15 protein-coding genes are annotated in these 14,790 nt (G+C 66.7%); 7 read left to right on the forward strand and 8 right to left on the reverse strand.

The features are described from left to right. Positions 1-16: 16 nt before the first annotated feature. Complete coding sequence (locus tag I8N54_RS13460; protein ID WP_140197550.1) at positions 17-988, reverse strand: Gfo/Idh/MocA family protein; 972 nt, start codon at positions 986-988, stop codon at positions 17-19. 119 nt (positions 989-1,107) lie between these two features. Here I8N54_RS13460 and I8N54_RS13465 point away from each other — a divergent pair, with 119 nt between their 5' ends. Both I8N54_RS13465 and I8N54_RS13470 read left to right on the forward strand, forming a co-directional pair. Then, positions 1,108-1,845, forward strand: a complete 738-nt coding sequence (locus I8N54_RS13465; RefSeq protein WP_140197549.1) for an SDR family NAD(P)-dependent oxidoreductase — start codon at positions 1,108-1,110, stop codon at positions 1,843-1,845. Continuing rightward, positions 1,845-2,702 (forward strand): oxygenase MpaB family protein, encoded by an 858-nt coding sequence (locus I8N54_RS13470; protein WP_140197548.1) that lies wholly within the window; start codon positions 1,845-1,847, stop codon positions 2,700-2,702. Before I8N54_RS13465 ends, I8N54_RS13470 begins: the two co-directional genes overlap by 1 nt. Positions 2,703-2,780: 78 nt before the next feature. Here the strand turns inward: I8N54_RS13470 and rpoH are convergent, their stop codons facing one another. From rpoH to I8N54_RS13485, 3 genes are all read right to left on the reverse strand, one after another. Further along, positions 2,781-3,677, reverse strand: a complete 897-nt coding sequence (rpoH, locus tag I8N54_RS13475) for an RNA polymerase sigma factor RpoH (protein ID WP_140197547.1) — start codon at positions 3,675-3,677, stop codon at positions 2,781-2,783. Between the two features lie 218 nt (positions 3,678-3,895). Then, on the reverse strand, positions 3,896-4,798 hold the full coding sequence (locus I8N54_RS13480; protein WP_140197546.1) for a hypothetical protein: 903 nt from the start codon (positions 4,796-4,798) through the stop codon (positions 3,896-3,898). Between the two features lie 159 nt (positions 4,799-4,957). Further along, positions 4,958-6,001 carry an RluA family pseudouridine synthase gene (locus I8N54_RS13485; protein ID WP_140197545.1) on the reverse strand — a complete coding sequence of 348 codons (1,044 nt, stop codon included), beginning with the start codon at positions 5,999-6,001 and terminating at the stop codon, positions 4,958-4,960. Between I8N54_RS13485 and I8N54_RS13490 the strand changes: the two genes are divergently transcribed. Continuing rightward, positions 6,000-6,296, forward strand: coding sequence for a DUF6476 family protein (locus I8N54_RS13490; RefSeq protein WP_140197544.1), 297 nt, complete (start codon positions 6,000-6,002; stop codon positions 6,294-6,296). The two genes, I8N54_RS13485 and I8N54_RS13490, sit on opposite strands and share 2 nt — an antisense overlap. Before the next feature lie 9 nt (positions 6,297-6,305). Here I8N54_RS13490 and I8N54_RS13495 read toward each other — a convergent pair whose 3' ends face one another. Both I8N54_RS13495 and I8N54_RS13500 read right to left on the reverse strand, forming a co-directional pair. Continuing rightward, on the reverse strand, positions 6,306-8,336 hold the full coding sequence (locus I8N54_RS13495) for a capsular polysaccharide biosynthesis protein (RefSeq protein WP_231592781.1): 2,031 nt from the start codon (positions 8,334-8,336) through the stop codon (positions 6,306-6,308). Positions 8,337-8,340: 4 nt separating this feature from the next. Then, a complete protein-coding gene (locus I8N54_RS13500) occupies positions 8,341-9,477 on the reverse strand; it encodes a polysaccharide biosynthesis/export family protein (RefSeq protein WP_140197542.1) in 1,137 nt (378 codons plus the stop codon). A gap of 210 nt (positions 9,478-9,687) precedes the next feature. Here I8N54_RS13500 and I8N54_RS13505 point away from each other — a divergent pair, with 210 nt between their 5' ends. Beyond that, entirely contained in the window at positions 9,688-10,278 is a 591-nt protein-coding gene (locus I8N54_RS13505) for a TetR/AcrR family transcriptional regulator (RefSeq protein ID WP_140197541.1), read from the forward strand. Positions 10,279-10,332: 54 nt separating this feature from the next. Further along, positions 10,333-11,181, forward strand: coding sequence for an alpha/beta fold hydrolase (locus tag I8N54_RS13510; protein WP_140197540.1), 849 nt, complete (start codon positions 10,333-10,335; stop codon positions 11,179-11,181). A 59-nt stretch (positions 11,182-11,240) separates the two neighbouring features. Here the strand turns inward: I8N54_RS13510 and I8N54_RS13515 are convergent, their stop codons facing one another. After that, positions 11,241-12,521 (reverse strand): capsule biosynthesis protein, encoded by a 1,281-nt coding sequence (locus I8N54_RS13515; RefSeq protein WP_140197578.1) that lies wholly within the window; start codon positions 12,519-12,521, stop codon positions 11,241-11,243. A gap of 141 nt (positions 12,522-12,662) precedes the next feature. Between I8N54_RS13515 and I8N54_RS13520 the strand changes: the two genes are divergently transcribed. After that, positions 12,663-13,265, forward strand: coding sequence for a riboflavin synthase (locus I8N54_RS13520; RefSeq protein WP_140197539.1), 603 nt, complete (start codon positions 12,663-12,665; stop codon positions 13,263-13,265). After that, positions 13,262-13,819 (forward strand): hypothetical protein, encoded by a 558-nt coding sequence (locus I8N54_RS13525; protein ID WP_231592779.1) that lies wholly within the window; start codon positions 13,262-13,264, stop codon positions 13,817-13,819. Before I8N54_RS13520 ends, I8N54_RS13525 begins: the two co-directional genes overlap by 4 nt. A 6-nt stretch (positions 13,820-13,825) precedes the next feature. On the opposite strand, the gene I8N54_RS13530 is transcribed toward I8N54_RS13525, so the two are convergent. Next, complete coding sequence (locus I8N54_RS13530; RefSeq protein ID WP_140197538.1) at positions 13,826-14,416, reverse strand: hemerythrin domain-containing protein; 591 nt, start codon at positions 14,414-14,416, stop codon at positions 13,826-13,828. Positions 14,417-14,790: the final 374 nt, after the last annotated feature.

A 14,790-nucleotide genomic window follows, 5' to 3' on the forward strand; every position in this document is an offset into this window, starting at 1 on the left:
ACCCGCAGGGTCCCGATCAGTCCGCCGCCGCGATCACCATGTCGATCATCTGCTGCGTTCCGCGCGAGAATTCCAACGGACAGGGATAGTCCGCCTCGCCCCGCACTGCGCGGCCGAAGTTCTCGACCTGGATGATATACTGGTTCACGCCGGGAAAGCGTTCGGTCGTGCGGCTGCCGGTGTCCGTCTCGAGATGCAGCTCCGCCTGATCGAAACCGCCGGCGTTGAACGGACAGGACAGCGTGATGACGCCCTTTTCGCCGTGAAAGGTGATCTGCTGGCGCGGAAAGGCCCGCATCGAGACCATCCCGGAATAGCCGAACCCCGGAAAGCGCACCTGCGTCTGCACGAAAACATCGACGTCGTTCTCGCGCCGGATGGTCGAGGCCTCGACCGCCTCCGGCTCCTGGCCGGAGACGAACCGCACCGACCCGAAAGCATAGACCCCGATGTCGCCCAGAGCGCCGCCGCCCGTCTCCGGCCGGTTGCGGATGTTGTCGGTGTCCGACCGGTTGTCGAAGGTGAAGGCACAGTCGACATGTACGAGATCGCCGATCGTGCCGTCCGCAACGAGCTGCCGGGCGCGGATGAACTGCGGGTGATGGACGATCATGTAGGCTTCGGCGGCTACCAGCCCCGTCTCGTCCCGCTTCGCGATCACCGGGGCGAAGTCGTCCGCCGCCATGGCAAGCGGCTTCTCGACAAGCACGTGCTTGCCTGCGTCGAGCGCCTTCAGCGCCCATTCGACGTGCAGGTGGTTCGGCAGCGGGATGTAGACGACATCGACGTCCGGGTCGGCGAGCAGCGCCTCGTAGCTGTCATGCACCTTCAGCGTCGGCGCGAAGGCCTTGAACCCCTCGGCCTTCTCCGGGCTCGACGTGGCGAGCGCATAGAGCTCCGCCCCCTCGGCCGCATGAATGGCGCGGGCCATCTGGCCCTTGGCGAAGTTCGACGCACCCAGAACGCCCCAACGGATATGCTTGGTCATCACCACCTCCTCTGATCGCGCGCAGCAAACGACAGCGGGACCCGGATTGAAAGCCCCCATCCGGAGTTGACCCTGCCGACGCGCCCCCTAGGGTTCGCAGGCAAGTGGAGGATCAACTTATGGCACAACTCGACGGACAAATCGCCGTGGTCACGGGCGCGAGCGGCGGCATCGGCGCTGCCATCGCGAAGGCTCTCGCCGACGCAGGCGCGACGGTCTGGGGCGTGGCCCGCGACGAGGGCAAACTGAAAGAGGCGATCGGCGACACCTGCAAGGTGCGCAGCGTCGACCTGACCGATCAGGCGTCGGTCGAGAAGACCTTCACCGCGATCCGCGAGGAAGAAGGCCGGATCGACATCCTGTTCAACAATGCGGGTCGCTTCCACTCCCTCGCCGGTGTGCACGAATGTGACGTCGACGACTGGTGGATGGACATGACGGTCAACGTGAAGGGCATCCTGATGTCCTGCCGCACCGTCCTGCCGATGATGATGGAGGCCGGCACCGGCACGATCATCAACATGAACGGCGGCCGCCCGATCGGCGGGACGGCCTATGCATCCAGCAAGGCGGCGGTCGTGCAGATGACCGAGCTGATGGCGAAGGAGCTCGAACATCTCGGCCGCTCCGACATCCGAGTCCTGCTGGCCAACCCGGGGCTCGTGATGACGGAGATGACCGAGTACCAGCGCGACACGCCCGGCGGTCAGTTCTGGATCCCCGGCGTGGGTGAGGCGCTCAAGGCGGGCAACACCCGCAAGCCGGAGGAGATCGCCGCGATGACCGTGCGCATGCTCGGCGAAGCGACGGTGTCCGACAACGGACGCATGTTCGATCCGGACGGCTGGGTCGCCTGATGCGCCGGTCGGCCTGGGCGCGGGAGATCGAAACTCTCGACCCCGAGGTCGACTTCGAGCGTATCGGCTACCTCCTCGCCACCTGCGAGTTCGCGTGGGACACGGAAAAGGCGCTGCAATTCGCGCTGTTCCGGACCTACGCGGTGCCGTCCATTTCCGGACTGCTGTCGCGCACCGGCGAATTCTCCCGCCGACCGCTGAAGCGCTACGACGACACCGAGCTTCTGCTGGCCGAGGTTGCGGAGAACGGCCTCGGCTCCGACAGGGGCCGGGCCGCCGTCGACCGGATGAACGACATGCACGGCCGCTACCGTATCGCCAACGCGGACATGGTCTACGTCCTCAGCACCTTCGTGCTGGAGCCGGTGCGCTGGCTCCAGAGATACGGCAAACGTCCCCTGACGGAGCGCGAGAAGCGCGCCGGGCTGATCTACTACCGTGACCTTGGGGCGCGCATGGGCATCCGCGATATGCCGGAGAGCCTCGACGCGTTCGACACGTTCAACCGCGCCTACGAGGCGGAACACTTCCGCTATGCCGACAGCAACGCCGAGATCGGGTGCGCGACCCGGGACCTGCTGATGTCCTTCTACCTGCCCCGACGGCTGGCCCGTATCGGACACCCGTTCATTTACGCATTGATGGACGATCCATTGCGGGAGGCGATGGGTTTTCCCCGTCCGCCCCGCTGGATCGTAGGGCTGGTGAAGGGTGGGCTGCGCCTGCGCGCGCAGGCCCTGCGCGTGCTCCCCGCGCGGCGCAAGCCGCGGCTCGTGACGCGGAAACGGCGGGTCGGCTATCCCGGTGGCTACGACATCGCGTCGCTCGGCACCTTCAAGACCCCGGCGAGCCGGTAGCCCGGACAGCGAAAGGGCCCGCCGATTGGCAGGCCCTGTCCGTTTTCCGATACGTGTCGTCTATCGGGCACGTGTCGCTCAGACGGCGGCGAGCATGCCCTTTTCCTTGGCGAGCTCCTGCATCCGTTTCTGCAGCTTCTCGAACGCGCGCACCTCGATCTGGCGGATCCGTTCGCGGCTGACGTCGTACTGGCCCGACAGCTCCTCGAGCGTCACGACCTCGTCCTGCAGACGGCGCTGCACGAGGATGTCCTTCTCGCGGTCGTTCAGAACATCCATCGCCTCGGCCAGAAGTTCACGACGGGCGGTCAGCTCATCCTGCTCTTCGTAGTCGGAGGCGGTGTTGGCACTGTCGTCTTCGAGCCAGTCCTGCCACTGCGTCGCGCTGTCGCCTTCGCTGCCGATCATGGCGTTCAGGGAGGCATCGCCACCGGACAGGCGGCGGTTCATCGAGACCACCTCGTCCTCGGTCACGCCGAGGTCGGTCGCGATGCGCTGCACGTTCTCGGGCCGCAGGTCGCCATCTTCCAGCGCGCCGATGCGGGCCTTGGCCTTGCGCAGGTTGAAGAAAAGTTTCTTCTGCGCCGACGTCGTGCCAAGCTTTACGAGCGACCATGACCGCAGGATGTATTCCTGGATCGAGGCGCGGATCCACCACATGGCATAGGTGGCGAGGCGGAAGCCCTTCTCGGGATCAAAGCGTTTCACGGCCTGCATGAGGCCGACGTTCGCTTCCGAGATGACCTCGGCCTGGGGGAGGCCGTAGCCGCGATAGCCCATCGCGATCTTCGCCGCGAGGCGCAGGTGGCTCGTCACCATCTTGTGGGCCGCCTCGGTGTCCTCATGGTCCACCCAGCGCTTGGCCAGCATGTATTCCTCTTCCGGTTCCAGCATCGGGAACTTCCGGATTTCCTGAAGGTAACGGTTCAGGCCCTGTTCCGGCGAGGGAGCCGGAAGATTTGCATATGTCGACATGTCTGTCCCCTTCCCCATGTATATGGGCTTAACATGAATGTGGTCGCGGGAACGGCCGGATTCAAGACTCAGTAGTTCAGTTTTCCTAACGAAAGATGAACGCACCTAGCGCAAGGATAAAGAGGCGTTTCAGTGCATTCACGCACAAGTGCCCCTATCTTACGGGCTTAACCTCGCAGAGTTGTGCAGAGTTCCTGCATGTCCTGCGGCATTTCGGTTCACCAGCTGTAGCCGAGCCGTTCCACGGCGTTTGGAAACGCCTCCTTGAACGCGGCGGTCAACTCATCGTCGTAGGTCTTGCGCCATACCTCTGTTCGCCCCGATGTGACGTGAGCTTTCGAGACATGCGCATCCGGATTGAAGAGCGACCGCTTATAAGCTGCGGTAAGTGCAAGCGGCATCCACGCCGGACGAACTCCTAGGTGCCTGAAGATGCGGTCGAACGGGCTTAGCGTCCGATCCGCCATCAGGTCTTCCAGTTTGACGAACAGTGTATTGGCGTGCGCCGGAGAATCCACGCACGCCAACATCTTGGAGGTGACCCGGCCACCAGAATGTTTGAACTCCCAAATAAGCCGTGTCCGATCATCCGGCAGAGAGTTGATCTTCTCTTGGTAAGTCATGCCGTCGAGATCGTCGTAGATCGACTCTTTCCGGTGCAACCAGGCCTCACTCGATTTCTTGTGGTACTTCATCGCCGAGATGATGACGTCCCGCGGATCGCGCAGGATCACGACGGTCGGATGCTTCGCCGGGTCGAGGCCGAGACTTTCGAAGTCGCTATGGTTGTGGCGACAGATGTGCCACTGCTCCGCGGGCTCACTTGCGCCATCTCGCCACATCCCGAGACCTGCCGCCGACGAAAAGTCGCTGAGTACGGTCGACATCAGGACCGTGCCGACCTTGTGAAAGGTCCCCACCAGACACTTTTCCGAAAGCGCGGCTTCGCCGGATGTTCGGCCGATCTCCGCAAGCGCTGCAAGCTCCCGCCGGTTGGCAGTCCGCCGCGAAAGGTCATTGATCCGACTGAATTTGGCACCCCGGACCTTCGTCAGAACGCGAGAGAGCCTGCTATTGAAGTCTGGTGAATCCGCCCGAGCCGACAAAGGAACTCCCAACATGAAGAGGACACTGAAAACTTTAGATCGAAATCCGGACCACCATACATCCTTTAACAGCCTAAGGAAGAGAGCTGACCACGATAGTGCAGACTTTGTCGCCGACGAGCAGGATGAACGGCGGTACGCCCAAACACTAAGCGCCGACGGGACAAAAGTTCGCTAGTCTCCCAGCGGCACGGTGGCTCGCAGAGTTGTGCAGAGTTCCTGCATGTCCTGCGGCATTTCGGCTGCGAAACGCATGTGTTCGCCCGTCACCGGGTGCTGGAAGCCCAGGGTCGCGGCGTGGAGCGCCTGTCGGGGGAAGGTGCCGACAGCCATCATCGCGGCCTCGCTCAGGGCGCCCTTGGGCAGTTTGCGTTTACCTCCGTAAACGGGATCACCGATGAGGCCGTGGCCGGCGTGGGCCATGTGGACACGGATCTGGTGGGTGCGCCCGGTCTCCAGCCAGCATTCGAGCAGGGACAGCACGGGCGGCGTGCCGAACGACTCGATCGCGCGGACGCGGGTCACGGCGTGGCGGCCGTTGTGCCAGAAGACCGCCTGCCGCTGCCGGTCGGTCTTGTGCCGCGCGAGGCGGGTCTGGATCTTCAACACGTTGCCCGGCTCGAAACTGGTGCCGCGGATGCCGCGCAGGCGCGGGTCGCCGGCATCGGGCGTGCCGAAGCAGAGCGCGTGGTAATGGCGTTCGACGTCGTGCGCCTCGAACTGGGCGGCGAGGCCGTGGTGCGCGCGGTCGGTCTTGGCCGCGACGAGCAGGCCGGAGGTGTCCTTGTCGATCCGGTGCACGATGCCCGGCCGCCGCGCGCCGCCGACGCCGGACAGGCTGTCGCCGCAATGGTGCAGCAGCGCGTTGACCAGCGTGCCGTCGGGGGAGCCCGGCGCGGGGTGGACAACCATGCCGGCGGGCTTGTTCACCACGATCAGTTCGGCATCCTCGTAGACGACGTCGAGCGCGATCGGCTCCGCCCCCATGTCGGTGTCCTCGGGAATGTCGAGCGCGATCTCGACCGCGTCGCCCTCACCAAGGCGGGCCCGGACATCCGTCACCACCACACCGTTGATCCGCACCGCACCGTCGGGCACGAGGCGGGCGAGGCGGGAGCGGGACAGCGCCGCCTCCTCTGGCACATCCCGGGCCAGCGCCTTATCAAGGCGCGGCGGCGGATCTGCGGTGATCCGGAACGTGACAACGGAGGGCGGCATGTCGGAAACTCCCGAGGACTCTGGCTGGCCGCCTGAACTGAAATGGCTCAAGCGGCTGGTTTCTGGACTGACGATCGTCATGATCTGCGGGTTTCTAGTGCTCATCGGGGCCCTTGTCATCCGTCTGAACGCCGATCCCCTGCCCTTGCCGGACCGGATCGAGCTTCCAAGCGATGTTGACCCCTACGCGTTCACTCAAGGTGTAGATTGGTTCGCCGTCGTGACCAGTGACGATCACATCCTCGTTTACGACCGCGCGACCGGCGCTTTGCGCCAGACGATCGAGATCGAGTAACATTTCCCGCTACTTGCGCCGCCAGAGCCACGCGTGACCGGCAAGGGCCCCCTGCGTCTTGGCGAGCAGGCGGTTGGCGGGACCGGGCTTCGGGATCGTCCCGGTCGCGAGCCGGTCCACCGCGACTTCCGGGGGACAGGGCCGACGGGTGACCGGGTCGACGTAGCGCGGGTAGTCGATCAGCACCGCGTGGGCGAGCGTGACGAGGTCAGGCCGCGCGGTCCGGCGCGGCACCGGGCAGCGGTCGTCGGTGAGGCCCCAGCCGCTGTAGAACGGCTGTCCGAAACAGGTCACCTGTTTCCCACGCAGCAGCGCCTCGAACCCCATGGTCGAGGTCATGGTCCAGACCGCGTCGACGGCTGCGAGAGCGGCCATTGCGTCCGTCCGGTTCAGCACGGCGTCGGCGAAGCTCTCGGCATCCTCGACCGCACCGTCGCGCAGGCCGGCTTCCACGTCGGGGTGCGGCTTGTAGAGGATCACGGCGGCGGGGTTCTCCGCCCGCGTCGCTTCCAGCAAGGCGCGGTTCGTCATGATCTCCCGCGTGCCGAGGCGGATCGAGGCGTCGTCCTCCACCTGTCCGGGAACGAGGATGCGCTTGCCGGCGGGAAGTCCCGACGGCAGCGCAGCGCCGCCTAGGTTGTATTTCGACAGACCATCGGCGGTAAGGCGGCGGATGAGCCGCTCCGCCCGGTGACGCGCGGTATCGGACAGGGCACCACTATCCTCCACCAGTCGTTCGAGCCGGCTCTCGCGTGTCGGGTCGTAGTAGATGCCGAGGTCGTCGAGCACGAGCGACAGTGGCGGGATCAGGTCGGCGCCGAGGCCGCGGGACCGGAGGAAGCCGTCCTCGACGCGAACGGCGCCGGCTTCTTCCAAGGCAGCGTCGGTGCGGCCGGCCCAGACCATCAGGCGACTGTCGTCCGACATCGCCTTCGCGATCGCTCGGGCCGGGTTGGCGACGAAGCGGATGCCGGACGTCTGTCCGAAGAAGTCCTGCAGCGGCTTGCGCTTCCAGAGCCGCATACCGGTCGCGACCCAGCCGCGATGGTCGTCGCGCCACGCCCGCGCCTCGGCGGAGAGGATCGCGATCACGTCCTCGATCTCGCACAATCGGTCGCGGAACGGATCGTACCAGCGAGGGTAGAGCATCATCGCGGCGGCGAAGAGTTGCGCGCGGGTCAGGCGGCGTTGCCGCCGGTCGAGCGGGTTTCGGTCGTCGGTGAGGCCCCAGCCGATGTAGAACGGCTGTCCGAAAACGGACGGGCGATGGCCGGCAAGGATCGCTTCGAAGCCGAGCTGGCTGGACAGGACATAGACCGCGACGGCCCCCTCCAGCAGCGGCCAGGGAGAGACCGGATCGGTCAGGAGCGTCTCACCCGGGGACAGGTCCTCCGGCCCGAGATGGCCGGGGCGATGGCCGCCGGTCGTCTCGGGGTGAGATTTCACGACGATGCGGGCGCCGGGGTTCTCCTCCCGCGCGAGGAAGAGCATCTCGAGGAAGTTGTTCCGCCCGGCATGGGAGGCCCGCACGCTGGCGTCGTCCTTCGTCTGGTCGATGACGAGGACATAGCCGGGCTCTGGCACCGGGGTGTCGGGGTCGAAGGCATTGTACTTGGACAGGTGCAGGCGCCTGAGGTCCGCCATCGCGCCCCGCGCCCGGTCGAGCAGCGCGGTGTCGTCGAGCGGCGCCTCGGCGCACAGCCGTTCGAGGTCGGAGATCGTGGAGGGGTCGAAATGCACTCCGGACCGGTCGAGGTGGAGGCCGAGGCCCGGCCCCCCGCCCGCGCGGCCGGGCAGTACGGAGCGCAGGAAGGCGTCCTCCACCCGCAGGATCGGGGCATTCCGGCGGGCGGCCACGGCCTCTCCGCGCGGGGCGGTCGGGGACAGGCCCCAGACGCCGACCATGTCGCCTTCGCCCGGTGCGCCGAGCCGGATGTCGTATCCCGAAAGCTGGAGGATGCGGCGGACCCTGCCCTGTGTCAGGAACCCGCCGTTATAGACGTAGAGCCGCGTCGGCACGCTGTCCGACGCGGCCTCCACGATTTCACTCGCCGGCGACGGTGCTCGCCGCGTTGGCGACGGTGCCGACGTTGCCGAGCGAGCCGGTCACGGCCGCGATCACCTTGTTGAACTGTACGAAGGGCGCCTCGGTCACGTAGACCGTGTCCTGATCGCGGATCGCGAAGTCGCGGGCGAAGAACAGGCCGTTGGGCCGGGTGAGGTCGAGCACGTAGACCACGCGCTGCGTGCCGGTGACGTCCTGACCGATCAGCTGCTCGGTGATTTCCTCGGGTTCGTTGCGGAACACGAAGACGCCGGTGGGGTCCGCCTGCGACGGGTTCAGGCCGCCGACCTGTGCGATGGCCTCGATCGCGCTGATCTTCTGGCTGGCGAAGGGCACGCGGCTTTGCGCGCCGGTCGCACCGAGCGCGGTGAAGGAGCGGGTGTCGGCCTCCACGATGACCCGGTCGCCGTTGCGCAGCGCGATGTCGGCGCCGGGGCTGTCGTAGAGATCCTGGAACCAGACTGAGCCGGTGTGGGCCCCGCGCGTGACGGTGACGCGGGCGATCTCGGGCTCGACGGCGACGCCGCCGGCCTGCGCGAGCATCTGGCTCAGCGTGCGGGTGGGCCGCTCGATCGGGTAGACGCCCTGCGCGCCGACGGAGCCGACTACGGACACGGTCGAGCCGTCCCCGGCAAGGCGGCGGACCTGCACCTGCGGGTCGGGGGTCTGGTCGCCGAGCCGCTCGGTGATGATCTGGCGGATGCGCTCGGGCGTGTTGCCGGCGGCGAGGATGCGGCCCGCGTAGGGGACGAAGATGTATCCCGCACCATCGACCTGCACCTCGTCGAGGATCGTTGCGTTCTGGCCGGTCGGCACGAGAAGACCGTCGGAAACGTTCTCCCACACCGTCAGGCCGAGCACGTCGCCCGGGTTGATCGTGTCGGAGCCGACGACGCCGGCGTTAAGGAAGCCCGATCCGAAGCCGAGCGCCGGAGCGACGCTGGCGATGTAGTTCACCCGGTCATCGACGACGAGGATGAAGGAGTCCCCCTCGCGCATGACGGAGCCGTCGAAGATCTCGCCCCGTGTGGGGCCGGAACGGGGGAGACCGCACGAGGCCACGAGGGCCAGTGCGGCAAGGAGGGTCGCGCCTTTCGCAAGGCGCAGGCTGTCCATGATCACTGCTCGGTCCTCCGGACCTGATTATTGTCTGCCTCGGTCTTTTTTTTTGCACCGTAGCGCCTTTGGATTCAGTTGCCTAGAGCCCGGTATCGACATCGAATCACCCCTGTTGCGCTTGCGCCGCTGACCGCGAGGTGTTGGGTCGCGCGCGGCCCGCAGCCGCTAGATGATCCGCGCGGCTTCCCGGCCGGGCCGGTCGCCGCTATGACGGGCAAGGTCCGATTGCTCCGGGAGGCCGCCCTGCCCCGCCCCAAGTCCGTCAGTGACGACAGCGTGCTCGACGCCGCAAATGCCCTTCTGGCGGACGGCGGTTTGTCGAGCTTCACGCTCGCCGATGTCGCGCGGCAGGTCGGCCTGTCCCGCGCCGCGCTGATCCAGCGCTTCGGCGACCGGGACCGGTTGGTCCTGCGCATGGCGGAGCGGGAAGTCGCAGCGACGCGCGCCTATATCGGCAGCCTGCCGGTCGAGCCGGGGCGCGACGGGCTCTGGCGGTTCCTTGAAACCATCGTGACGAGCATGGGTGACGGCGACGGCTTCTCTCTGCGGGTGGCAATCGCGGCGCTGGAGGCGCGGGACCCCGCCCTGCGCGCGCTGGCGGACGAACGCTACAGGATCGTGCAGGACGCCATTGCCGCGCGCCTGACCGGCCCGGACGCGGCGCAGACGGCGATTCTGCTTCATGCGGTGATCGCCGGCGCGACGATGCAGTGGGTCGCCAACCGCGCGGGACGGCTGGATCGCTACACGATCGATCGTTTGCGCCCGGTGTTCGATTGTCTGGTGGCCGAGGATTGACGGCTCGCCTTCCCGTTTATAACTTACCCGTAGGTTATAAATGGACGGAATGTCATGCCCGCCACTTTTCGCTGGATCGAGACCACGGGCGCCCGCCTCGCCGCAGAGAGCTTCGGCGATCCCGATGATCCGGCGGTTCTGCTGGTCATGGGCGCCACCGCGTCCCTGCTGACCTGGCCCGAGGCGCTGTGCGAGGAGCTCGCCGCGGCGGGGCATTTCGTGATCCGATACGATCACCGCGACACGGGGCTGTCGACGCTCTGCCCCGCCGGCGCGCCCGACTACCGGGTCGACGACCTCGCGACAGACATCGTCGACGTGCTGGACGGGTTCGGGGTCGCACGGGCCACTCTGGTGGGCATGTCTCTGGGCGGATACCTGTCGCAGATCGTGGCGCTCGACGCGCCGGAGCGCGTGGCGTCGCTCGTGCTGATCGCCAGCGAACCGCTTGGCTGGGAGGGGGACCCGCTTCCGTCGATGAGCGCGGCGTTCCTCGACCAGTTCGCCGGTCTGCAGACACTGGACTGGTCCGATCGCACTCAAGTGGCCACCGTCCTGCTCGGCATCGAACGGTCGAGCGCGGGGACACTCTTCGACGAGGCCGCGGCGCGTGCCCGTATCGAGGCCGTGCTCGCGCGCTCGCCCGACATCGCGGCGGCCTTCAATCATGCGGTGATGCAGCAGACCCGCGACTGGACGGGCGGCGCGGCTCGCCTGACCTGCCCGACGCTGTTGCTGCACGGCACCCTCGATCCGGTTCTGCCGGTCGCCAATGGCGAAGCGCTCTCCGAGACCATCCCCGGTTCGCGGCTCGTCCTGTTCGACGGGGTCGGCCACGAATTGCCCGACCGCATCCTGCCCCGGATCGTCGAGGAGATCGGTCGGCACGTGGAGACCGCCTGAGGCTTCTTCGGGCGCCGAATATTCCGGTGTGGTCCGGGGAGGTAGCGCCTCCCTAACGGTCAGGTCACGATGCGAAGCGGCTGGCGCGGGGCGGCCTTGCCCGACTTCAGCGCGTCATAGGGATCCTCGTCGTCGAGCATCATGTCGACGACCTGCCGCATCAGCTGTCGCCGGCCACGGGCCGAATAGAAGCCACCAGGGATCTGCGAGGTCTCCAGCAGGAAGCGGCGGTAGTCCTTGTAGGCACGGTTGTCGGGTCGCGCGGGCTGGGCGAAGAACTCGCCGAGCGGCTGGGTCGAGACGAACTCCGGCTTGTTGTAGACCGCCGCGCCGAACACCTTGAGCGGGATGCCCCGCCAGAGGACCTGCTGACCTGCGGTCGAGTTCACCGTGACGGCAGTGCGGGCGTGGTCGAGCAGCCGGGCGAGCTTGCCGCCGCGCACGTAATGGATACGGCCCTCGAGCCCGTATTCCTTGGCCATCGCCCGCAGGATTCGCCGAAGCGGCACGCGGCCGTTCTCCAGCGGGTGGGCCTTGATGACGAGGTGATGATGCCGGGGCGCGCCCTTGGCGAAGCCTTCGACCACGACGCGGACGAACTCCTCCATCCGGGTGAAGGGCGAGTGCATCTGGAAGCTCGCGTCATGCTCGAGTTGCATCAGCACGAGATGATAGGGAAAGCCGCCGTACTTGATCCGCTGCGTCGCCAGCATCCGGTCGAGCGCGATGAAGGGCATCAGCACGAGCCGGCGCGTGTAGAGGAAGCCCTCCGTCGTGACCGGCAGCTCCCGGTGGCGGCGGAAGTTGCGATAGTCGCGGTTCCGGAAGACGATGAACCAATGATAGAGCGCCCCGTAGAAGACATGGTGGCGCATGTCACCCCAGTGTGCGGGCGGCTCGGGCACGTCGAGATCGCTCATCTCCAGTGCACGCTTCATCTCGGGAATCGACACGTCCATCAGGCGGGAATGGCCGTTGGAGCCGCCGCGCTCATAGGTGACCCAGTAGGGCCGCATGTAGCCCTCTTCGAAGACGTGCACGGTGAGGCCGAGGTCGTGCGCGGCCTCCACCGCCTGCGCATGGACAGGTCGGGTGTCGCCGTAGAGCACGATATCGGTGATGTCCTTCTCCGCGACGATGGCGCGGAAGGCCTCGGGCCAGTCCTCGGGCGTGCCACGGTAGGGGATGTAGCTTTTCGGAGAGAACCAGAAGGCCCGGTCGCCGGCGTTGAACCCGACGCGCCACGTCTCTGCCCCCGCGCGGCCGAGCATCTTGCCAAGCCGGTGAAAAAAGGGCCCGTGCGGCCCTTGCAGGAACAGGAATCTGCGATGTTCGGGCATCGACATGGGTTAGCCGTTCTCCTTCGCGCTGCATAGGGCTACAGCGGCATGGCGGCAGAAATTGGGATTGAACACGGCAACTTGCGTGCCCACTTGCCGCATTCGGCGCGGCGGGCTAGCCAGAGGAAACAGGAGGCGCTCATGTTCACGGGTATCGTCACGGACGTCGGAGCAGTTCTGCAGGTCGAGCAGCGCGGCGATCTGCGCGCGCGGATCGGCACGACCTACCTTGTCGAGGATATCGACATCGGCGCTTCGATCGCCTGCGACGGGGTCTGCCTGACCGTCGTCGCGCGGGGCACCGAGCCGCGCAACTGGTTCGACGTCGATATCTCCGCCGAGACGGTCGACAAGACGAGCATCGGCCGCAACCGCTGGTCCGTCGGCAAGCGGCTGAACCTCGAACGCGCGCTGAAGGTCGGCGACGAGCTGGGCGGGCACATCGTGTCGGGCCATGTCGACGGGGTGGCCGAAGTCCTGTCGATCACCGACGAGGGCGACAGCGCACGGATCCTGTTCGAAGCGCCCGAGGCTCTGGCCCGTTTCATCGCGCCGAAGGGCTCGATCGCGCTGAACGGCACGTCGCTGACGGTAAACGAAGTCGACGGCCGCCGCTTCGGCGTGAACCTGATCCCGCACACCCGCGAGGTCACGACATGGGGCGAGGTCGTCGCGGGCGATGTGGTCAACCTCGAGATCGACACGCTGGCCCGCTACGTCGCCCGCCTGCAGGACTGGCCGTGACCGCCGGGCTCGGCCACAACAACGGCCCCTCGATGGAGCCGGGCGTCGCATGGCGCCGTCATGCCTGGAAGAAGGCGCGGGCCGACCTGCTGCCGACCCTGCCGATCGAGGTGCTGCGCCTGCGGGTCGCGCGGGCCAAGGCGCTCGGCCTGCCCTACCGGACCTACGCCTCGGTGCGGGCCTCCACCGGGCGCGATGTGATCGGGTTCCTGTTCTCGACCAATGCGCTCGGCCTGTTGAAGCAGGACCGCGAGATGCCTGCGGATCGCGCCACGCGGCTCGACCAGCTGTCGAAGGTCGACCGGACGGCACTGGTGCAGGCGGGCCTCGATGCCGATCTCGTCGCGGCGCTTCCGGGGCTCGACGCGGCCCATCCCGCGCCGCTTTTTACCGAGAGCTGGTCAGGCACCCGGGCCATCCTGCTGGACGCGCTGCGCGCCCGCGCGGTGCCGGCGGACGGTGTGCTGATCGTGGGCGAGACGGCGATCGAGCGGAGCTGGGCGGAGACCGCCCGAACCGCAGGATTCCTGACGGGAGAAAGCTACTTCGGCTGAACCGCCTCAGATGGCGTCGCCGAAATAGTGGCCCAGCGCTTCCTGAAGCTCCGTCTCCTCGTAGCCGAAGTGCGAGCGCACCACACGGCCAAGCGCCTCGAAACTCTCGCGCGCCCGCTTCAGCGCTTCGGCGGACGGATCGCGGCGCAGCGTCTCGGCGTCGGCGGCGAGCAGGTCGATCAGCTCGTGCACGACCAGATGCTCTGCCTTCAGCTTCGCGACGACGGCGCTCAGGCCCGCGTTGCCGACGGAGTCGAGGCCCGGAAACATCTGCGCCTCCTCGATGTCGTGGTGGAAAGTCAGCATCTGGCATTCGCGACCGCAGAGCGTGCCGACGGCCTGCATGTTGCGCACCATTTCCATCGCCGGGACGGCATCGGCCAGTTGATCCGCCGCGCCGGGAACGCCTGCGGCAACCTGGTCGAGGATCTGGGCGAGGCGATGCATCTCCATCAGGTGACCCCGGTGGATCGCGGCAAGGTGCAGACCGCGGCGCCGGTCGTGGTCCGTGGCGCCCGGCACGGGGGGCGCCTTCGGGCGGCCGGCCTCGTCGAGGTCGGCGAGGTCCGGAATGCGGCGGGCGGTCGTCTCGGTCACGTGGCGGGCTCCTTTCGGTCTGGTTTCCGGAGGTAACTGCCCGGGCGTCGAGCGACAAGGCGGCACTGACCGGGGACCAGGTTACCAAGTGGTGACCATTGGTGACGTGAAGAGTGTGACGTGATCGTCTTGCACTGCGGCCATGATGAATGCGGGAAGCTGTGTCCACCTTATGGCTGGTGTCGCTTGCCCCGCCTGTCGACATCGCCGGGGCCTAGCCCGACTGACGGCCCGACGATCCCGTTCGCAGCAAACACGCCTGCACTGCTGCTGACCCCGAATTTTCGCCGAGAATTCGCAAGTAGGATGGGTTTCGATGGCGTTAAATTCGGACGGTCGAAGTGCTGTCCGGACCGTGACCGCGGCAACGGGCC

Source organism: Pelagovum pacificum (assembly GCF_016134045.1).
GTDB lineage: Bacteria > Pseudomonadota > Alphaproteobacteria > Rhodobacterales > Rhodobacteraceae > Oceanicola > Oceanicola pacificus_A.